Source organism: Pirellulales bacterium (assembly GCA_035533075.1).
GTDB lineage: Bacteria > Planctomycetota > Planctomycetia > Pirellulales > JAICIG01 > DASSFG01.
In genome coordinates this window covers 45,718-66,459 of record DATLUO010000097.1, presented here as the reverse complement: position 1 = coordinate 66,459, position 20,742 = coordinate 45,718, and the positions used below count along the sequence as shown (strand labels likewise).

Genomic DNA, 20,742 nt, shown 5'->3' with positions numbered 1-20,742 from the left:
TGAAGTAACTTGCATGTTCGGCCTCCTTGCCGCGGGTTGCCTGGGATGTTTGACGCACCACAGGTTTACCCGTTTTTGGCATGGAGGCCGATTTCAATTTGACCGAAACTGCCTCGCGAAAACCGCGAAACTTGAACTAAGTAAGGAGAGTACAATAATGAGGACATTTCTAGCGCCGTTTGTAGTTATTTTCTCCGCCTTTGCGGTGTTCTTTGCCTGTCGTGGTATTGCCTACGCCGACGCGTGCTACGGCAACCTAGTGGCTTGCTCTGCCTGGGGCCCTTTAAACGGAGGGCAGGATCCCGGACCGTACCCGGGATATTGTTGCCAAACGCAGGTCGCTGGCATCACCGCATGCAATCCCCCGGGTAACGCGACGGACAGCTTAAACACGCAAGCAAGTAATTGCGGCCGACTGAGGCAGGAGTATTGGGATCCCCTCCAGCTAAAGTATGTCTGCGGCAATGTGATCTCGAATTATTCATGTGGCGGCAACGCCGGTGTAAACGGTGGTTGTCAGCAGGTTCCGTGCGGAGCGTGAAAGCCGCCCCGGCTGCCAAAGGCCTGCCTTTCGCGCGTCTCCGCGGCTCGCTCTCCCGCTTGCCGAGACGGCTGTCGGTACCACGTAATCTGTGCATGCGGCGTCGCGAGCTTTATAACTGTAACGTCCTGCTTCGTGAAAGCGAAGTGGGCCGTTGAGCGATGCGCGTCCACTAGTCCAAAAGGGCTGACCGATTGAGTGGGCCACTTGCATCGAGGTGGCGATGCACTACGTAACGTATGCGCACTGCGAGGAGCTCCCTTCCGCTGGCCCGAGGCCGTAGAAAGCGACTACTTTCAGAAAGCCCTTTTCGCGAACAAAGTAAACCTACGATGATGACCGCGCCTTTTCGTCGTTCACTCCCTCCGCTAAGGGCGTTCTGGGTGTTGGTTTGTCTGTTGTCGTTTGTGTGTACAAAAACATACGGTTGGGCAGCGACACCCTCGGCCGCGGATATTCTCAAGGCGGCACAACAGCAAGCCTTTCATCTCCAGACAGTGTCGTTCGCGGTGGACGTAAGCTGTTATCCGTCGAGCACGCTGCGATTTTTTGCAAAAGGAAGCAAGGTACGATTCGAAGGCAATCTCCCAATTGGAAAAGAGGCGAGAGTCGCGGATGACGGCGTGACCATCTTTGCTTTTGATGACTCGCTATACCAAGAAGTGGACACAACCGGAAAGTACTTGGCATTTTCCAGGCAGCCGTTGGGCGGCGATCTCCAGTCCGGTCCATGTTGGACTCCGATCGAGCAATGCTACCGATGGCTTCGCATCGCGGAGCCGGATTTTCGATGGAGTACTATGCGTGATCCAGCAGTGTGGAGCAAGTTGTTACGGCTCACCACCGGCCCGGTGGCTGTCCCGGAAGAGCATGCAGACGTGTACAGCATTGTCTTTCAAAACAACAAGCGCGTTTCCGTTCGGGTTCATTTTGATCCACAGCATGCTTATTATCCAATCTCGTGGGAAACCGTCAACCCGGATGGCGAGGTTGTCGAACGGTGTTCTGCCGACAATTTCCAGCGGGGGCAAGGCGAAGCCGGCATTGCCTTTGTTCCGTTGATCGTCCATTATGCTCTGGCGTCACACGGGACCGCCTATCCGGCGCAGACGCTCCTCTACAGTATACATGCAGATAGTTTACATATAAACGAAGAGATTGAAGAAAGCAAATTTACATTGGATTCAAAGGACTTTCCTGTGGTGGACACGATCTTTGACAGGGACCGCGGGACTATGAAAAGTGTGACGACAGGGTCCATCAGGATTCTTCAGGAAGGAGGAACTCCTGTAGAACCACCGAAGTCACGTACCATTTCTGCATTTGTCATCGTGAATATTGCTATATTGACTGTGCTGATTGCTTTATTGATAATCGTTCCATTTGTGCGCAAAGCGAAACGACTGCCATGATCCCTCAAAGGCGCGCCTCCATCGTATATGCCGTGATGGGTGCAGCAATCGGCTGCATTGCCTACGCGGTCGGGTCACCCGTTGCTAGAAGACCGATTCTCTTTCTCGATGCGGATGTTATTGAGATAAAAACGCTCTCGGTGGGAGGGACAGTCAGCAGAACTGTCAAGATTCGCAATAATGGAAACCTTGCGCTTGAGATCGAGTCGGTATCGTCGACATGCGGTTGTTCGAGGACCTCGGTTAGCAGAACAAGTGTGCCTCCTAACGAGTGCGCGGAGCTCCGGATTGATGTAACCGGCCGGCACGGAATGAATGTGGGACAAATCGCAAAGATTGCGATCGCGACAAACGACAAGGTAAGACCGATCCTGGTGATACCGGTTATCATTGAGGAAATGGCAGGCTTCACTGTCGTTCCAAGCCTCGTGGATTTTGGGGTGTTGGCGCCAGCAAATCTGCCGGCGACGAGACGTTTATACATTGTTGATTCGGGCCGCCCGGGTAATCGGTCTGATGTCATGACATTGCATGTCGATACGCATGCGAATTGGCTCACTGTGAAAGAAGAAGCGCACGACAAACTGCGCGGCGAGTGGATTGTTGACCTGGAGCTAGGAACGAACGCTCCGCGCGAGCACATTGCGGCCGAAATGAGCATCTCCCTCAGTAAAGACACCGGTGCCTCGTGCTTTGAGCAGGCGGTTTCCGCTGTAGGGTTTGTTCAGGACCGTAAAGAAGCGATATCAATCCAACGATGAATGTTCGCAAGAGAAAAGCTGTTTATCGGATTTGACGAATTCCCGATTAAGCGAGCCATGATCAATCGAGCGCTGAGGAGCGATAAGCGCACGCGCTTCACCGAGCGCCTGGCGGCTCGGCCGGTTCGCAGCGCCGCTTATCCGACGTGGACGCGTCGATCGTGATCGATTACCTCGGATGACACGGCTCACCGCTCCACGAGGGCCTGCGGCTGAAATCCCAATGCTAAGGCAATTCCACTTTGTAGATATAGATCGAGTATCCCGCGATCGCAACGGGCTTGAGTCGTTGAAACGCTGCTAGCGCATTCTGGCTTACGCCTGCCTTCGTCCCATCAGGCTTGTAAACAAACCATGGATATCCGCGCACGAAATTGACGCTCACGGCATACCATCCGGGCGGTATGACCTCTACCGGCACAGGCCCGTCCTGACGCTCCACTAGTGCGTCGGGCACCGTGTATTCGATACCTGCATGCCGTGGGTTAAAGTAGCCGAAGTAGATAAGGCTGATCGGCGCTCGGCGCGGTTGCGATGGCCCCGCCTCCGAATGATCGTGTAGCCAATCTTTCAGGAACAGCAGATCTTGGCCCCAGTCCAAGTTACTGTTGATTAAATGCTTCGGCCCGCCCATTGGCCCGCCGACCAACTCGTTGAAATAGGACAAGCTGTGCGGATAGACCCACAAGCTGCTGCCGATGGACCAGATCAGGGCCGCTGCGGCCATGCCTGTGACCGCCCGCCGCCCCATGGCGGTGGATCGCTTTGCCATATCGCGTTCCTTGCGCATGGAGGGACCGCTGTGCCACCACTCCCGAGTGAATACGAATGCTACACGTCCAATCCACACGAACACAAACGGAAAGCACGGTAGCACGTACCGCATATGCTCGCTAAATCCTGTCTGCGAGCTGACGAGCGCCAGGATCACCATCGCGGGCGCAAGGAGAGTAAACTCATCTCGCCAGCTTATGCATCGCCCTGCACAAAGGGGAGGGGCTAGGGTTTTCCTCAAGGCGCCGGCGGTTGCCGCCAGAATGACCAGCGCCGAGGTTCCTAACGGCACCTTGACCGCCAGCGCATATAAGTAATAATACCACCATCCAGTTTCGCGAAATTCACCGCGCAAATACGAGGGCCTTCCGTAGCTCTCGAAGTCCCGCATCTGTAGGTCGATCCCCAGCACGTAGGTTTTCGGCAACGGCACGCGCAAACCGCCCAGCCACGAATCGGCGAACCGGTTTCCAGTCCCCGGCCGCGGTTTATCATGGTCCGGCTCCGCGCGAAGCGCCGCACTCACGAATCGAAAGTCTCCAAGACGAGTGAGGGACCCTTCAAAGAAATAGCCTAAGTTGACGATGTACACCGCAATCACCGCCCGCACGAACAGCATAGCTAGCTCGTGCAGCCACCACGACTGCCTCGCACCAAGCGATGAAAGCAGCGTTTTTTTCTCGCCGTCCTCGGGGAGTGTATGCGGAAAGCGCTTCTTAGCTTCGTCTAAGGAAGTGCAACCACTACATTCCCGCTGCTTTACCCATCGATACACCACCCACAACAGGATCGACAGGGGATACAAGATCACGAGTGTCAACTTGGTCAGTTGCGACACACCCAGCACCAAGCCGCTGCAAAACGTCCACCACCATGTCGGTTCTTTCAGCCATCGCCAAAACGCATAGCACGCCGCCAGTGCCAAAGCCGTGGCCCCAATGTCCGGCGTAATAAGTGCCCCGTGTGCCAGGACATTCGGACAGAAGCACCACAGGGTCAGCGCTAGCAATCCCGCCAGCTTCCTTTCTCCCGTTGCGAAAGGGGAGGTCGAGGGATTGTCGTCCTCGCACAACTCCCGACCCCAGCAATAGCATATCCACCCGCCCAGCAAGCTAAACGGAATACACACCCAGCGAGCCAGCACAAACAACTTGGTCGCCTGTTCGCCGTTGGCCTCGACAAACGCTTCGCCCAGGGAAAACTCCGGCCTCGCGCCCGGCCCTTCGTGATAGGCGCGCCAGTCGGTCTCCATCCCGCTTAACAGAACCGGGACACTGGCCAGCATACGCACCAATGGCGGATTAACGCAGTAAACGTCGAATCGCGCGAACTGCCAATTGCTGATACCCGCAGCCAAGTGGGCCGGCTCGTTCAGTGTGGGGCTATGCATGAATGCGCTGCAAGCCAACAGCGCCGAATGCACCGCAAGCAAGACGACGGCAATGCGCTCGATTCGCCCACGAATGCGGAAAACCACGCAATGACTCACATCTTTTCCTCAGCATCCACCACACCGCGGCGCAAGAAAGGTTACGCCAACCATACGACAGATTACGAAGAGAGACGCGGCAAGTCCAGTGCTTACCAGGTGGGTTGAATGGCGCTGCCGCATGGTTGGCTTGAGTTTACGGCGCGGGGCGGCCACCGACCAGCCCCGTGCCAGGCGGTCCCGAGAGACGCTGAGGTCTTGAACCATGCCGAGGCGCGGCGAGACCGCCGACGAGAATCTCACTCTCGCAGCTTCATAAATCGCTTTCTTCGTGCATCCAGCGCTTCAACAGCGGCACCAGGGCAAAGCAGATGACCGCGGAAATGATGGCGGCGACGGCGATGTGGCCAAACACGGCGCCGTAGGTGTGGACCGTCTTGATGGGCGGCGGCATGACGCCCTTTTGACCCGCGACTTGCTCGACGCGCGTGAACTGGGCAATGATCGCCGCCAGATACAGCGAAAAGGCCGTCGACAAGAACCAAGCGCCCATCACCGTGCTCACAAGGTGCCTGGGCGAAAGCTTGGTGACCATGGCCAGCCCGACGGGCGACAAGCAGAGCTCGCCCGTGGTGTGGAACAGATAGCCCAAAAGCAGCCAGCCGATGCTCACGATTCCGCGTGCGTCGGCCTCGCGGGCGCCATACCAGAAACTGACGAAGCCCAAGCCGAGCTGCAGCAGCCCCAGAGCAAACTTGAACGGCGTGCTCGGCTCGAGACCCCGCGATCCCAAGAAGTTCCAGACGGCGGTAAAGAGCAGGCCGAACACGATGATGAAGATGGCATTGACCGATTGAAAGGCGCTGGTGGGAATCTCATCGTTGCTGCGCGCCACGCGCATGCCGACGTTGTCGGGCGCCACTTTCCAGGGGACCTCCAGGCGCACGTCCTCCGCATTCGTTTTCGCGGCAGCGGAGCCCACCGCTGCGATACGATCGCTCTTAGCGGCCTCCGCGCGCAGGCGGTCCAGCACGTCCATCGTAAAAAGCTTGTCGCCGTTGCTGTAGCCAAGCTGTTCTTGCGTCGGCTCCAAGGTCAGCGTTTTCCCGACATCGGCCTCGCCGATCGTGAGAGCCTTACCGCTTTCAATGACGCGATCGACGTTGCGATCGGTAAACAGGTTAAGCGAACTGCCGGCCTGTTCGAAAAAGGCCCAAAACAGCATGATGAAGAAAAACAGCACGAAGACCACGAACAGGCGTTCCCGCGGCACGCGGTCGAGGCGGAACGCTTCGATCACCAAGTAGACTCCCGCGGCCAGGCCGGCCAGTGCCAGCACGAGTCCGGCCGGCTTGCTCGATTCTTTGGCGACCTGACCCAGGACGCGAAGGACCGGGCTTTCGCTCTTTTCCAACGCCTTGACCGACGAGTCGGGAATGAGCACCAACGCCGTTCCTTCCTTGCGGAGCGGAGCGAAACCGGAAACCAGCAGCGCGAGCAAAGGAATCGCCGCCAGCGTCCCCAGGTACACGGCGGCATTGGCGGTGATCGGGCCCAAGACGCGTTTGTCGAGCAGGTTGCCGGCGGGCGGCGCCCCCGCGCTTTCCGGCAGACCGCCTCGGCCGATCGCCACCCACGACACCGCCGCGGCCGCCAAAACGGAAAGTGCCACAAACACGTAAATGCCGATCACCACCGGGTTGGAAGGGTGATACATGCACAATCCGTAGGCCGCCGCCGCGGCGCCGCCCGCGATCAGCAGTCGTGCCAGGATGCCGGGCATGACGAAGATGGCCAGGCCGGTGAGCATGCCGATGGTGGCCAGGCCAAACCCGTAGTGCCAGCCGTACCTCTCGCCGACGATACTGCAGAGCAACGGCGCCATCGCGGCGCCCAGGTTGATGCCCATATAGAAGATGGTGAAGCCGCCGTCGCGCTTGCCGCTGCGCTCGGCATAGAGCGAGCCCACGATGGTGGAGATATTGGGCTTGAAGAAGCCGTTGCCCGCGATGAGCAGCGCCAGGCCGCCAAAGAAAGCCCAGGTAAACCTGGCGGTCAGCATCAATTGGCCCAGCGCCATCAACACGCCTCCGATTATCACGGCGCGGCGCCGCCCCAGCAGCCGGTCGGCCAGCATGCCGCCGAAGAAGGGCGTCATATAAACCAGCGCGGTATAGGCGCCGTAAACGGTGAACGCGTCGCTGTCTTCGTAGCCCAAGAAGCCCTTGGTCATATAGAGCACGAGCAAGGCGCGATTGCCGTAGTAGGAGAACCGCTCCCACAATTCGGCGAAAAAGAGCGTGTAGAGGCCGGCGGGGTGGCCAAAGAGCGTCTCGCGTTGCGGCTCGGCGGTCGACATGCAGCGTTCTCCGTAGGAAAACGCCTAATGTAACCGACACGCGGTGGCTAGGGCAGAGGTTGGCCAGGCCGCGGTCGAAACGCGGTAGTCACGTAGGGTGGGACCAGCGAGCTTGCGAGCGCCGGCCCACCGAGAGTGACCTTGCCGATTCTGGTGGGCCGGCGCTCGCAAGCTCACTGGTCCCACCCTACGATGCACTAGCGCGCTATACTTTGATGACCAGTGCAGTAATGTCGTCTTGCTGCGGCGCGCCGCCGAACTCGCGGGCCGCCTTGCACAGCGCGACGGCAATTCGTTGGGCGTCCAGCGCCCAGTGGGCAAAGACCACCTCCAAAACCCGCCTGGTTCCAAACAGCTCCCGGTCGTCCGACATGGCTTCCAGGAGACCGTCGGTGGCGAAGATCACAACATCGCCGGGTTCGAGCATCACGGCCTCGCCCAGCGGGAACGAGGCGTGTTGCAGAATCCCCAAGGGAACGTCGGTGCTGGGCAGAATCGCCTTGAGGCGTTCCGTGTTCGATACGACCAGGCCCGGCGGGTGCCCGGCACTGGTATAAAGCAGCAACCGCGAGCGCGGCGCGATGCTGGCCAACAGGACGGTCACAAACCGTTCGTCGCCCGTCTCATCGCACAGTAGCTCGTTGCAGGCGGCCAACATGGCCCCCAGATCGACCGGCTGTTCCAATCTCACCATGGTCCGCAGCGAGGCCTGCGTCATGGCGGCCACCAGTGCCGAGCCGAGTCCGTGACCGCTCGAATCGCCGACGATCAGCCCCAGCGTGCCGTCGGAAAGCGAAAGATAGTCGAAGAAATCGCCGCCCGTCGCGTCGGCCGAAGAGCAGCAGCCGCCGACGTCGAACCCGAACTGCGCCGGGACCGGACGCGGCAACATCCCTTCTTGGATCTTGCGCGCCAACTGCAATTCGTCGGCCATCAGTTGCAACTGAGATTCTTTCTCCCGCAGGCTTTGCCGGGTGCGAAACCGCTCGACGCTGTGCCGCAGCGTGCGACGCACGAGCGGGCCGGTCAGTTCGTCCTTGAACAGATAGTCTTCCGCGCCTTTGCGGATCGCTTCCAAGCTGAGCTCGGCGTCGGAGAGGCGCGTCATCACGACGACGGGCACGGTGGCGCGGTCGTTCAGCAAGCTGGAGAGCGTCGCGATGCCCATGCTGTCGGGAAGGTTCAGATCGAGCAACACCACATCGATGCCACCCTGCGCGAGACGGTTGCGCCCCGCCGCCAGGCAATCGGCGTGTTCGGTGGCGAACGACTCGTGTGCGCTTTCTTCCAAGCAGCGCATGACGACCACGGCGTCGAGCCGGTTATCCTCAACCAGCAAAACGTGCAGCACTGGCGGGACCACGGGGGCCTCCTGTGCGAGTTCTGTGGGGCTGGAACGGGTAGCGCGTATTATAGCTCCCTCTGGAAAAAGAGGGAGAGACGGAGAGACGGAGGGATGGAGAGACTGAGGGACGTAGTTCGGGGGCGCGGGCTGACGAACATCCGGTGCGGCGGAGGGACAATATCGAGGATGTCCATGTGGCGGAAAAGCTCGGCGGCGAGCGGTCGTGGTCGCGGTCCGCAACGGCTCGCAGGCGGGCATCGCCTGGAACGTCGGTGATGAGGAACTGCTCCTTCGCTCCGTCTCTCCCTCGCTCCGTCTCTCCTTCCCCCCTCCCGTCACACGGGCTGGCCGCCGTTAATCCGCGCCAACGCCTCTTGGATCGCGCGGTCGAGATCGCGCAACGTAATCGGCTTCGCCAGATAGACCTCGATCGGCTCCTGGCTGCGAACGACCTGCTGGAAGTCGGGATGACCCGATAATAAGATGATCGGCACCGGGGCCAGCGATCGCAACTCCTCGGCCGTGGCCAGTCCATCGAGCACGGGCATCTCCAAATCGATGATGGCCAACTCCGGCCGCGCCTGCCCGCACTGGTCCAGCAACTGTTGGCCGTTCTCGGCCAGCGAAAGCACGGTATGGCCCAACGCAACGAGCATCCGCTCGAGCGTATGGCGCACGGCGGGCTCGTCGTCGGCGATGCTGACAGTCAGTGAATGTGGCATGCGACCTTCACGCCCCTTTCCAACGGAGGCAACGGGCCTGCGGCGGATCCGCCGGAACTTCGATGCGCTTGCGCAAAAAAATGCTCCCGGCGCCGCCCAGACGCGAGGAGCTCTCACAACGTCGTTGCCGGCGACGGCTGACCGCGCCCGGCTTATCCACGGTTCATTGTATGTATTTCGTCGGTGTCGAGAAACCCCCGCAACAGACGGCTGCGGGTGGGATGGCGCAAGCGCTCGACGGCGCGGAGCTCGATTTGCCGCACCCCTTCGCGAGTCAGACTCATGAGCTTGCCCACCTCGTCCAGGGTCCGCTGCGACCCGTCGAGCAGGCCAAATCGCAGGCTGATCACGGTCCGCTGCCGCTCATTGAGTTCGGTGAGCACGTCGGCCAAACGCGACTTGAGCTGTTCGCGGCTAAAATCTTCGGCAAAGGCGCTCGCGCGGGGGTCGACGATCAGTTCTCCCATGGCCGCCTCGCTGTTTTCATCGAAGGGCTGATCGAGTGAAAACGGCTCACGATGGACCCGCAGCATCCGCTCCGCCTGCTCGGTCGACATGCCGGCCTTGCTGGCGAGCGTCTCCACGTCGGGATGGAAACCGTGCTGCTGCACCAGCGAGCGAGCGGCGCCTTGAATGCGGCGCAAGCGCTCGACGACCTGTTCGGGCAGGCGAATCGTCCGCGGCTGCAAACGGACCGCTTGCTTCATCGCCTGGCGCGCCCACCAGGTGGCATAGGTGGCGAACTTGCCCCTCTTCGGGTCCCAGCGGTCGACCGCCTGCAGCAGGCTGGCGTTTCCCTCCTGGATCAGGTCGAGAAAGCCGACGCCGCGGCGGCGATAGCGCTTGGCCAGCGCCACCACCAGCCGCAGGTTGCTGGAAACGATGTGTTGTTTGATCTCCTCATACTCGCGCTCGTGCCGCCGGCAAGACTCGATTTGCCGGCCAAGCGTCGCAGGAAGCTGCCCGGTCTCTCGCAGCAGGGCATGCAACCGTCGCCGCTCCTCTTTTGTCCGGGCATCGGGTGTCACGGCATCGGGGCCCGACGTCTGAACGGGTGTAACGCGACGGCGGAGCGACTCGACTTCCATTGCCAGCGACTCCAACTGCTGTTCCCACCGCTGCAAATGCCGCGTGCGGATGCCAATCTGATCGACCGCAGACCCGACCGTGCGGCGCCGCGCCGCCATCCTCCGCCAAGCGGCCCGCCGCTCTTCGACGGGCAAACCGCGGCGCATCAACTGTGCAAAATCGCGGCGGTTGTCGCGCAAAACGGTACGAAGCCGCTCGACGACCGTCGGCAACAGCGCCGTCACCCTTTGCCGCTCGGCGGCGTCGTTGGTCGAAAATCCGATCGTGTGGTCGAGCCGCAACTCGCGCTGTTGCAAGCGCTCAAGCAAGCGGGCCGCCTTTTCAAGAACGAAATCGCTCGATAAAAGGCAGGTCCGCAGCCGCCGGCGCGCGTCCACCAGCCGGTCTGCCGCGGCCGACTCTTCAGCCGCCGTCAGCCGCGGGAACCTCCCCATCTGGTCAAGATAGGCCTGAAGCGAGTCGTTGTTCTCGTACGTCGATCTCATGGAGCAAGCATATAAGCACGTGGCGCGCCACACCGGCCGGGCCGGGGAAACGACAGGGAATTCCAAAATTGAGACGCACGTGGGCCCGCTTGCTCCGCAAGCGGAACGGCATTGCTTCGGGCCGCATCCCCCCAACTGGAAGGCCCTCCCGCTTGCGGAGCAAGCGGGCTACGAGTGACAGAACATTCGTTTGGCATTAAGAATGCGTCAGCTTTCGCGCTATGAGGAATGTTTGCCTTTCTGCCATCGTTGTCTGGGCAGGGTTGACGCCCGCATGGGCTCCGGGCGCAGAGCAAGTTGGCCCTGAGGTGGTGCGGGCCGCTTTGGACGGCACGCAACGGTGGCTGTCGACGAGCGAACATGGTCGCGCCTGGCGCAACTATCTCGGCACCGACGCGTTGCGGCGCGAGCTGGACGAAGAGCGTCCCGACCTTTCGGTCATCCGACGATCACTTCGCCGGCTATCGAGCGATGCATCGGCTCTGTCGGCCCAGCCGCTTTTAGAACTGCGGAGCGGCTTGCAGGGGTGGTTGGCCTGGGAGTGTCTTCCCGCCGACCGGCAACTTGTGTCCGTCGCCGATTCGATCTTGCGGCGGCCCCACGCGCGCGCTCGCCCAGCGGCGCGGTTGGTCTCCCATAAGACCGATGCGGCGCACAAGCACGAGTTGCGGGCGCGACTGACCGCGTTGCTGGCCTTGCTGCCGCGGTACGCCGATCGACCGACGGAGGAACTGGCGGAAGCGATCGACATGCACCTCCGCTGGCTTGACGATGCGAGCGACGCCCGGCCGCTCGTCGCGGCCATTCGGCAGTATTACAGCCACCCGAACGTTTGGATCGATATTTCGGAGGAATATCTCGAGCAGTCGGTGATCCAAAGCATTGACCGCTGGGAACACGTGCAAAGCGTGATCCTCGGCACGCCGGTCTCGGGCCGCGGACGGCTCAGGGCGGCGAGCGACCTGGTGATCGAACCGTATGCCGACCAGGCCCGGTTGCGGATCGTGGTCCGCGGAACCCTCGACACCGAGACCATCGGCCGGGCAGGACCGGCGCGAATCTCCGCGCGCGCGCTGACGAGCTTTCGTGCCGAAAAGCCGCTGCTGCTCAGCGGCGCCGGCTTGAAGGTGCTGCCGGCGGTCTGTGTCGCCGAGACTCGAACGCTGGCGTCGAACGTCGCGGCGTTCCGCCGCGGACTCGCCGCCGGCCTCGTGCGGCGGGTTGCCCTGCGGCGTTGGCAAGCCGTAAGAGAGGCGTCCGAACGCGATTCGGCCCGGCAGGCTGAAACGCAACTCAAAGCGGCCCTGGATCGCGAGTCCGACGCTCTCATTAAGAGGCTCGACCGAGTCGCCTTGGCGCCTGTATTGGCGATGGTCGGCGGCCACGCTGCGCGGACCCGCATTCGCTTCTGCTCCGAAACACGGATGCTTCGAATCGGCGCGGTCTACGGCCCGCTGGGCGCGCCCCCCGGCCGTCCGCGTCACGAGCAGAACCGCGCGTTTACGCTGCAAGTGCATTCGGCCCTCGTCGACCGGCTGAAAAACAGCGTCGCGGCCAGTCCCTGCTCTATGATTGGCGTCCAGCAGTGCGAAGCCCTGGCCTGGAACTGGATCGAAAAGACGCTGTCGCCCCGCTTGACGCCCGGCGGCGTCACATTGCGGGATGGCGAATGGGGCACGCTCGTTCCCGTAGGTCTCGTAGGCGACTGGATGGCGGTCCAGTGGCGGGCCGGCGCGCCCCAGCCGCGGCTGGCCAAGGCCGCTCGCTTGCGCGTCAAGTAGCCAAGCCTTGCCTGCACAGTCTCATTCAACCGTCACCCGCAACGGGATTTTGTCCACGGCGATCGCGTCGCGAGCGAGATCTTTCTTGGTGGTCAGCAACAGCCTGTCGTTCACCAGCGACGAACGCGGACGGCCGTGGAAGTAAAAAACGTGCGTCGCCGATCGCCCGCTGTAGCTGAAGGTGCGCACCACGCGGTCCGGCGGCTCCAACGTCTGCACGCGCAGCCAATCCGCGGCGGCGTCCTCGGGCGGGTGCTCCTCGGTCACCACCAGCCGGCAGCCGTCGTCCTCGTCGGCCGTTTGCACGCCCAATCGCAGCGCCGGCGCTCCGGGGATCACCAGTTCCTGCGTCTCGTCGACCGGCGTTTCCATTTTGCCGATCACAACTTCCTTCGACGGCCTCATGTGGTCGAACTTGAACCAAAGACGGATCTCGGCGTCGCGCGCCGCCACCGGCCACTGCGGCACTCGGCACAGCAACACGGGCACCGGCCGCTCTTCTTCGAACAACAAGTCATAGAACGGGTACGGGCCCGAGGCTGCGCCCTGGGCCGCCAGCGGCGTGATTTCCACCCAAGCTTCGGCCGGCCGTGGGCTGAAGCCGGGCGGGTCGCCCGCGTCTTGAATCGAAATGGCAAATCGCAAGGGCCGCTTCGACTTCGCCGCACCGCCCTCCCACTGCGGCGAGTAGGCCGCGATGTCGAACATCACCGGACGAAACTCGTCGTCGGCCGCTCCCAATGGCACGACGTTCGGCGTCTTGCGGCTGATCGACTGCTCGGCCACGTATTGCCCCTCGGGCTCGTAACGCTCGAACACAAGCTGTTCCTGCTTGCCCCGCCGTTCGACCGACAGCCTCAACGCCTCTTCGCCCTCCAGCTTCACCTTGCGCGCCAAGGCCGGACGGTCGAGCACTCGCACCTCATACTCGCGCGACAGGTCGGGCAGAAACGGCCCCGGCACCACCAGCGGTTTGCCCAGGGGCTCGGGTCCCAGCGTGCGGGCCTCGCGCGGATCGAGCGACCGCAGCTCGTATTCCGCCAGCCCGAGCGCGTCTTTCAAGGTTTGCTCCAGCTTCTGCCACTTGTCGACCGCGATGTATTGACCCAGGCGGTTATTTGCCAGCAGGCCGCGGAGCTCGGCATTCTGCAAAGGCGTGCAATCGAGCACGTGTAGCTTGATCGGCTGGCGACCCTTGTTCTGCTTGTCGGCCTGCATGGCTGTGATGAGTTGCCTGTCCAGAATCCGCGGTTGCTGCTGCGTCACATCGTTCTTGCCATCGGTAATCACCACCAGGTGCCGCGCGCCGGAGCCCGCCGGCCAATGAAACGGCTTCATCGCTTCGACGATCGCCATGTAGAGCGGCGTTTCGCCCCACGGCTTTGCCCCACGCAGCTTGTTCTGAAACTCGCGTTTGGCGGCGTTGTCGAGCAGAACCAAGGGAATCACCTGCTCCACGTCGTTGCCGATCGGCAGGTTCGCCGGCGGAGGCTGCCAGTTGGGATTGATTGCCACAGGGCCGCCGGCCACAAGGCGTCCCAACCGGTGTCCATAGAGCCACAGGCCGACGCGCAGCCGCTGCGTTCGAGAAAGGTCTTCGATAATGCCATCGAGCGTGTTACGGGCCACGTCGATCCGCCGTGCGCCGCCGCCGGCGTCGGGCTCGCCCATGCTGCCCGAACAGTCGAGGATGAACACAATCGAGGCTTCCTTGAGGTCGTCGCCGGTCACGGTCACGGTCGTATCGACGGGCTGCGCGCGCCGCTGGTAGACGATCTCGATCCCCTCTCGCTCGACCACGAGGTTGAACGGACGTGCCTTGCGGTGGCCGCGATAGAACCAAACGACGGACCAGGGCCGACCAGAACCTTCTTGTTCGGCGTCGGTCGACTTGCCGCTCACGCTGCCCCGGCGAATTTCGATCGTCGTTTCCGTCTGGGGCTGCTTCTGTCCGGCAGTCGACACCGGCAACCGGGCCTGAAAGTCTCTCTGGTCTGACGCGGTCCGGCGGGCTTGCACGGGACGCTTGTCGCCATCGAGGACAAACAGCGCGGCTTCTCCCGGAGGCAACTGCGGCGTGAAGATCATCGGCACTTTGCGCTGGAAGGTGGTGCCCGGCGCCCGCGAGACGTCGTTGCGGTCTTTGGCGAGGCCCGATTCTTCGGCGGCCGCGACAAGCTGCTGCGCTCGGTCCTTCAAGGGCGACCAGCGGGCTTGCAGGTCGTTGCCGCCCGTCTGATCGGCCCCACCGAGCTTGCGGGCCGCATCGCGCAGCTCGTCGAACACCAAGGCGAAGTAGGGCTTCGCGGGACGGTCCTCGTCGCCCGAACCCCAAAAATCGTCGAGCGTGCGCTCGGCACGCCAGGCCAAAAACTCGTTCAGGTCGAACCTGGCCAGTCGGTCGATGGGGTCGTTGGCGGCGAACTCGGCCGAGGCGCAGAGAGCCGCCGCCGGCCGCAGCCGTCGCTCTGCGAAGCTGTAAACCGACCGGGCGGGCGCGGGCTCCGCATCGTCGCCGACCGGTTGAGGCCCGACGACACCGACCGAGGCCAATTCGAGCAGTCGTTGCCGCACGTCGCCCCCCTGCCGCGCCAGCCGCAGCCACGACGCTTCGGCCGCCTGTTTGCCGCTCGAATCGGGCTCCTTCGACGTTATCGCCTCCCAACCCACCAGCGCCAGCGCCGGATGGTCGCCCGCAGTCAACCGCCGCAGATAGACATTATCGTCGCCGGATTCCGTTGGCGGCGTGGATGTGCCCGTGGTGCTTGTCGCGGCCGACGTTCCCGCCGACGCCAGCGGTTTTTGCAAGGCGTCGGAGTACTGCCTCCGCAGCGCGATTCGCTTATGTCCCGACACCAGCGGACTGGCCAACAGGGAGACAAGCTGCCGCAGCGTCACTTCGTCGCGCGCCTTGACGACCGCGCGATCGACTGCGTCCTGCAGCTTCACGCCCACGCCCCTTCGCCAGCCGTCGACCCTGTCGGCGCCGAATTCCAGCTCTTCGAGGGTTTCTTCTTGGCCCGCGGCCGCCACGTCATTGCGGAGGAAACCTTCAAGATAGGCGTCGAGACGAACGTCGAGATCGCGCAGGCTGGCGATCGTCTCGGAGATTTTGCCGATCGCCTCGACGTCGCCGCCGTCGAGCGTGTCGGGTCGCCGCAGCAGCCACTGGGCGAGGTAGGGGAACTCGGCCCATGCCTGATCGCGCTTGGCAAGGATCTCGGCCAGCCGCTCGCCGTCGCGCTGGGCGGATTCATAATCCTGCTTGCGCGCCAGACACGGCCCGGCCTGTTTGCAGACATCGTCGTTGATAAACAGGGCGTCTTCCAGACGGCGGAGATCGGCATCGGCCCGTTCGACCCGCCGCCGGAGCGCATAGTGTGCCCGAACGTCGCGCGGAGCGGCCGCCTCTTCGGCCGATTCGCGGAGCTTGAGCACCGGCAGAAGCTGCTTGTCGGCCTGGTTCCAAAGCGAATCGGGCGCATGGTCCGCCAGCAACTTCAATAAACGGATTTCGACGACATCGTATTTATCTGGCGGCGCCGGAGCGTCGACGAAATCGACCGCCCTGCGGCCGGCATCGCGGCCGTCCTGCCCCGCCGGCGCGCGGCCCGTCGCCAGCCATTGCCAAACGCCGTCGGCGCGGACGAAATAGTCGCCCTTCACCTCGCTGGACGGACTCTTCTTCTCGCCTTGAAGATACCCGGCCACCTCCTCGCGCAGCGACGGGTCGATCGGCAACTTTCGCCAACGGCGGGCCAGCGGCAAGCTCGGGACGGGCAGCGCCTCCTGCCGCCGCTGGCTCAGCTTCTGGGCCAGGCCTTTCAATTGCGAAAGGCAGGCGCCGCATTCGTCACGATATTCGCGGCCGGCCAGCAGCAGCGAGCCGCAACGCACCAGTTCCTGCTGAAAGCGGTGCCAGTCGAGGCAGTGCTCCGACCATACCGGCGAAGACTCGTTTACGACCGGGCCTTGCAGCCGCTCGTGCTCCCGCCACAGATCATCGAGCTGACTCCACAACGGCTGCAGCTCGTTGAATTCGCTCTGAATCTTTGCCGCATCGGGCGGCTGAACCACATCGACCGCGCCCAAATCGTTGTAAGCGACGTCAAAATCGGCCTCTTCGGGCACCAGCAACGGAAGCTGATCGTCGTAACGATTGGCGCGGACCCAGTTCGAGACGCGCGTGCGGACGAACCGGGCGAGCTCTTGCAAAGAGATTTTGCCGTTGCGATCGTCGTCGGCCGCGGGATCGCCGATCAAGGCCTGCGAGAGATAAAAGCCGAACGGCGTGCCTTGCAGCTCCACGCCAGGCCAGGCAAGCTGGCCCGCCTGCGCCGCGCTGAGAATCGCCACTGATTTGGCGTTTCCCCGTGCGGCGGGCAGCGCTTCGGCAAATCCGTTGTAGAGCAAGCCGATGGCCCAATCGGCGTCGAGACGGTTGCAATCGAGCACCAGCAGTTTTTTGACATCGGGCCGTATTTCGTCGAGCCGCTGCACAACGTCGGCCACGGCCAACCAGCGGTCGGACTTCAAGTAGGCGGGTTCGGCTGCTGCGCGCGATTTTGCCGCGTCGGCCGGAATAATGCACGCGCGGCCTTTCTCATCGACGGCCCCGTGCCCGGTGATGTAGAGCACCACCGTGCCGCCGGAGCCCAGCATTCGCCGGCCCGGTCCGCCGGGCGTGGCGCCCTCCAGCCATTGCCCCACCTGCTTCAGCAGGGACTCGGCCGATTTGGAGTTCCAGGCGGCCCGCTCGTCGTCGCTGCCGTCGGCCGCGGTCGGCGACGACTTGACGGTCAACATGCCGCTGCCGCGGGAGGCGGCCTTGGCCACCTCGGACAGCCGCGTCACGTCTTCAGCGGCAAAGCTGTTGGGCGGCAGCGGCGCGACGTACTGCGTGATGCTGACCGCCAACAGCGGCGTGGCGCGGGGCCGCATCAGCCAATACCAGGCGAAGGCGCCGCAGAGTCCAAGCACGCTGCTGGTCAACAAGGCCAGTTTGACTCGCCGCCGCAGGTTCTGCTGGGCGACTTCGCGGTTGGTTTTTTCGCCGCGGTCGCGCCAGCGATAATCGGAGGGCGAGGCGGTGGCAGTCGCCGAGCCGCGCCAGCTTGCGCGCCGTGGGGAGCGTGCCTGGTCATCCTTGCCCGGTCCCGCGTCGTTTGCTGCCATGATGAGTGCCTCTCAAGGAACGTGGCAGAAGGGTCCGCAACCCTGCGGAGCGTGGCTCGCCACGGCACTCTTATCTAAGCAGACGGCTGCGTCAGTGACAAGCACGTGGCTCCGCGGGCCCGCGTGAAGTCTATTTGACGTTGCTCGACTGGGCCCGGTAACCTAACGGAATGGATTTTGTCACCCCCGCGTTGCTCTTCGGCGCCGCCGCCGCGGCGCTGCCCGTCGTGCTGCACCTGGTGATGCGGCAGCAGCCGCGACACCTCGAGTTTCCCGCGCTGCGCTTTGTGCAGCGGCGAGAAATCGCCAATCGCCGCCGCATGCGGTTGCGGCACTTGCTGCTGCTGCTGTTGCGGATGGCGGTCCTTTGTCTGCTGGCGTTCGGCCTGGCGCGTCCGAGCATCAAATCGAGCGGTTTCATCGGCGATCAGGAAGCGCCGGTGGCGGCGGCCATGGTTTTCGACACCTCGCCGCGGATGGACTACAAAAGCGAGAACAAAACGCGGCTGGAAGAGGCCCGCGAGACGGCCGATTGGCTCGTCAAGCAACTGCCGCCCGACAGCCTGGTGGCCGTGCTCGATTCCACGCCCGGCCAGCCCGTGTTTCAGGTCGATCTGGGAGCCGCCCAGCAACGCATCAGCCGGCTGGAGACGACCGCCGCCCCGCAAGACCTATGGGACGTGATCGAGCAGGCGGTCGAGTTGTTGAGGAAAGGCGAGCCGGAGCGAAAGGAGATGCCCGAACGCAAGGAGCTGTATGTCTTTTCCGACCTGACCAAGGCCGAGTGGGATCCGCGGGCCGCGGCCAAGCTGCGTCAGCGTCTGGCGGAGAGCCTGGGACTGGGCATCTATGTGATCGACGTGGGGGTGAAAGAGCCGCAAAACCTGGCCTTGGGCGAGTTGCGTCTGTTGGCCGAGTCGATCACCCGCAACCGCCCCTGGTCGCTCACCACCGAAGTCGTCAGCACGGGGTTGGCCGCTGAAAGGGCCGTGGAAGTTTATCTGGTGAACGAAAGCGGCGAGGAAGAAAAACGCGCCCAAGACATCGTCGCGGTGGCGTCGGGCGCCAGCCAGGGAACCGAGTTTTCGCTCGGCCCGCTCGACACCGGCACGCACCAGGGCTTCGTGCGGTTGGTCGGTGCCGACGGTCTGGCCGCCGACGACCGCCGCTGGTTCACCCTCGACGTCAAGCCGCCCTGGAAAGTCCTTGTCGCCTCGTCGCCGCCCCTCTATGAACGCACGCGCTATTTCACGGAAGCACTGGCCCCCGACGGCTTCCGGCAGACGGGCCGGGCACAGTTCGAGTGCGACGTGGTCTCGTTCGGCGAGCTATCGCAACGGTCGCTGGAGGATTATGCGGTGGTGGCGCTGGTCGATCCCGGCGCGCTCGACGACGATGTCTGGAACCAGCTCGACCGCTATGCGGAGTCGGGCGGAGGCGTGGGCATTTTTCTGGGAGCGGCGGCGCGGCCGGAGAGCTATCAATCGGCGGCGGCCAAGCGGCTGTTGCCCGGCGAGCTGGGCAAATTCCCACGCAACTTTCCGGACGGCGGCAAATACCTGGTGATCTCGAACGAGCAGCATCCGATGGTGGCCAAGTTCCGGCCGCTCAAAGGCTCGGTGCCTTGGGACGCGTTTCCGATCTATCGCTACTGGCCGTTGCACAAGCGGCCAAACGGGACGGCCGTGGTGGCCACGTGCAACAAAGAGCCGTTGCTGGTCGAGCGGCCGGTCGGCAAGGGGCACGTGGTGCTCATGACCACGCCGATTTCGATGCTCAACAGCGCCGGCGATGAGCCGTGGAACGAGCTGGTGCGGGGGCTGGAAAACTGGCCCTACTTCATGCTGGTCCTGCAGGTCGGCTCATACCTGGCCGGCAGCACCGAAGGGCAGTTGAACTACCTGGCGGGCGAGGCCGCCGTGCTTCGCCTGTCGGCCGACGAACGCTACACGACCTATCTCTTGACCACGCCGCGCGGCGACACCTACCGCCAGTCGGCCGATCCGAAGCAGCGAGCGATCGTCGTGACTTCGACGGCCTGGGTGGGCAACTATCAGGTGACGGCCGGCGGCAAGCAGGGCGGACTCGACCGCGGCTTCAGCGTCAACTTGCCGCCGAGCGCCAGCGAGCTGGGCCGCACCGACGAGGACGGGCTGAAGCAGGTTTTCGGCGACACCGAGTTCCGCCTGGCCCGCAGCCGCGACGAGATCGACCGCCAGATGAGCACGGGCCGGGTCGGCCGCGAACTGTTTCCACTCTTGATGGCGCTCGTGGCCCTCGTACTGGCGGTGGAACATTTTATGTCGAACCGGTTTTATCGCAGCGAGCGGAAAGCGTAAATGCCCATCTGTCGATTTGGCTCGGGGGGCGCGCCGCGAGCGCGGCGTTGGCATGGCGATCTCCAAGCGGCGTTTTTACTTAAGCGATGGACAAGCAGCCGCAAACCTCCGTGGCCTTGCGTCCGCCACAAATGCGACGATAATAGATAAATGGGTCCGTGCGACAAGGGCGTCATTGCGTAGAGACTCGGCGATCGGTACCATCCCGTTATAGGAAGGTTCAATCGTGCCCGTAATTGACTTTGACGACCGCGACCAGTACGATGCGGCCGTTGCGTTCCTGGCGGGCTGCGGCATCGGATTCCACACGCGTCCGCCGCAACAGCTTGTGGTCCGATCGGAGGATTACAAAGCCCTCAAGGACGCACAGATCATTCGCGAACCGGGGGCAAGAGTGAACCGCGCCGGTGGCAAAAAGACCCGTTCGCCCTCGAAACCCAAAACTGGCCGCGCTCGTTGACAAGCCGCCAGGAAATTTGTGGCTGCCAAGTCTGGCCCGCAATGAGCTTGCGGGGCATGCGTACCGATAC

The 20,742-nt window shown here is 62.8% G+C and carries 11 protein-coding genes; 5 read left to right on the top strand and 6 right to left on the bottom strand.

From position 1 onward, the window contains the following. Positions 1-873: 873 nt before the first annotated feature. Both VNH11_13040 and VNH11_13035 read left to right on the top strand, forming a co-directional pair. Positions 874-1,953, top strand: coding sequence for a hypothetical protein (locus VNH11_13040; GenBank protein ID HVA47287.1), 1,080 nt, complete (start codon positions 874-876; stop codon positions 1,951-1,953). Next, positions 1,950-2,714 (top strand): DUF1573 domain-containing protein, encoded by a 765-nt coding sequence (locus tag VNH11_13035; GenBank protein ID HVA47286.1) that lies wholly within the window; start codon positions 1,950-1,952, stop codon positions 2,712-2,714. Before VNH11_13040 ends, VNH11_13035 begins: the two co-directional genes overlap by 4 nt. Positions 2,715-2,940: 226 nt before the next feature. Here VNH11_13035 and VNH11_13030 read toward each other — a convergent pair whose 3' ends face one another. The 5 genes from VNH11_13030 to VNH11_13010 all read right to left on the bottom strand — a co-directional run bounded on the left by VNH11_13030 (position 2,941) and on the right by VNH11_13010 (position 10,917). Beyond that, entirely contained in the window at positions 2,941-4,977 is a 2,037-nt protein-coding gene (locus VNH11_13030; protein ID HVA47285.1) for a glycosyltransferase family 39 protein, read from the bottom strand. A 253-nt stretch (positions 4,978-5,230) separates the two neighbouring features. Then, the gene (locus VNH11_13025) at positions 5,231-7,276 is read right to left on the bottom strand and encodes a peptide MFS transporter (GenBank protein HVA47284.1); all 2,046 of its coding nucleotides are present in this window, start codon (positions 7,274-7,276) and stop codon (positions 5,231-5,233) included. A 205-nt stretch (positions 7,277-7,481) separates the two neighbouring features. Next, complete coding sequence (locus tag VNH11_13020) at positions 7,482-8,639, bottom strand: fused response regulator/phosphatase (protein ID HVA47283.1); 1,158 nt, start codon at positions 8,637-8,639, stop codon at positions 7,482-7,484. A 317-nt stretch (positions 8,640-8,956) separates the two neighbouring features. Next, a complete protein-coding gene (locus VNH11_13015) occupies positions 8,957-9,343 on the bottom strand; it encodes a response regulator (protein ID HVA47282.1) in 387 nt (128 codons plus the stop codon). 152 nt (positions 9,344-9,495) lie between these two features. Continuing rightward, positions 9,496-10,917 carry a sigma-70 family RNA polymerase sigma factor gene (locus VNH11_13010; protein ID HVA47281.1) on the bottom strand — a complete coding sequence of 474 codons (1,422 nt, stop codon included), beginning with the start codon at positions 10,915-10,917 and terminating at the stop codon, positions 9,496-9,498. A gap of 311 nt (positions 10,918-11,228) precedes the next feature. Here VNH11_13010 and VNH11_13005 point away from each other — a divergent pair, with 311 nt between their 5' ends. Continuing rightward, on the top strand, positions 11,229-12,698 hold the full coding sequence (locus tag VNH11_13005) for a hypothetical protein (GenBank protein ID HVA47280.1): 1,470 nt from the start codon (positions 11,229-11,231) through the stop codon (positions 12,696-12,698). Positions 12,699-12,719: 21 nt separating this feature from the next. Here the strand turns inward: VNH11_13005 and VNH11_13000 are convergent, their stop codons facing one another. After that, positions 12,720-17,873, bottom strand: a complete 5,154-nt coding sequence (locus VNH11_13000) for a vWA domain-containing protein (GenBank protein HVA47279.1) — start codon at positions 17,871-17,873, stop codon at positions 12,720-12,722. 170 nt (positions 17,874-18,043) lie between these two features. Here VNH11_13000 and VNH11_12995 point away from each other — a divergent pair, with 170 nt between their 5' ends. Together VNH11_12995 and VNH11_12990 are read left to right on the top strand one after the other, a co-directional pair. Then, positions 18,044-20,212, top strand: a complete 2,169-nt coding sequence (locus VNH11_12995; GenBank protein ID HVA47278.1) for a BatA domain-containing protein — start codon at positions 18,044-18,046, stop codon at positions 20,210-20,212. Positions 20,213-20,438: 226 nt separating this feature from the next. Then, positions 20,439-20,672, top strand: a complete 234-nt coding sequence (locus VNH11_12990; GenBank protein ID HVA47277.1) for a hypothetical protein — start codon at positions 20,439-20,441, stop codon at positions 20,670-20,672. Positions 20,673-20,742 lie beyond the last annotated feature (70 nt).

Excerpts from the sequence above, each read along its gene's own strand:
- VNH11_13035 (HVA47286.1), top strand. The coding sequence starts at position 1,950 with ATGATCCCTCAAAGGCGCGCCTCCATCGTATATGCCGTGATGGGTGCA.
- VNH11_12995 (HVA47278.1), top strand. The coding sequence starts at position 18,044 with ATGGATTTTGTCACCCCCGCGTTGCTCTTCGGCGCCGCCGCCGCGGCG.
- VNH11_13010 (HVA47281.1), bottom strand. The coding sequence starts at position 10,917 with ATGAGATCGACGTACGAGAACAACGACTCGCTTCAGGCCTATCTTGAC.
- VNH11_13025 (HVA47284.1), bottom strand. The coding sequence starts at position 7,276 with ATGTCGACCGCCGAGCCGCAACGCGAGACGCTCTTTGGCCACCCCGCC.
- VNH11_13000 (HVA47279.1), bottom strand. The coding sequence starts at position 17,873 with ATGGCAGCAAACGACGCGGGACCGGGCAAGGATGACCAGGCACGCTCC.
- VNH11_13015 (HVA47282.1), bottom strand. The coding sequence starts at position 9,343 with ATGCCACATTCACTGACTGTCAGCATCGCCGACGACGAGCCCGCCGTG.
- VNH11_13040 (HVA47287.1), top strand. The coding sequence starts at position 874 with ATGATGACCGCGCCTTTTCGTCGTTCACTCCCTCCGCTAAGGGCGTTC.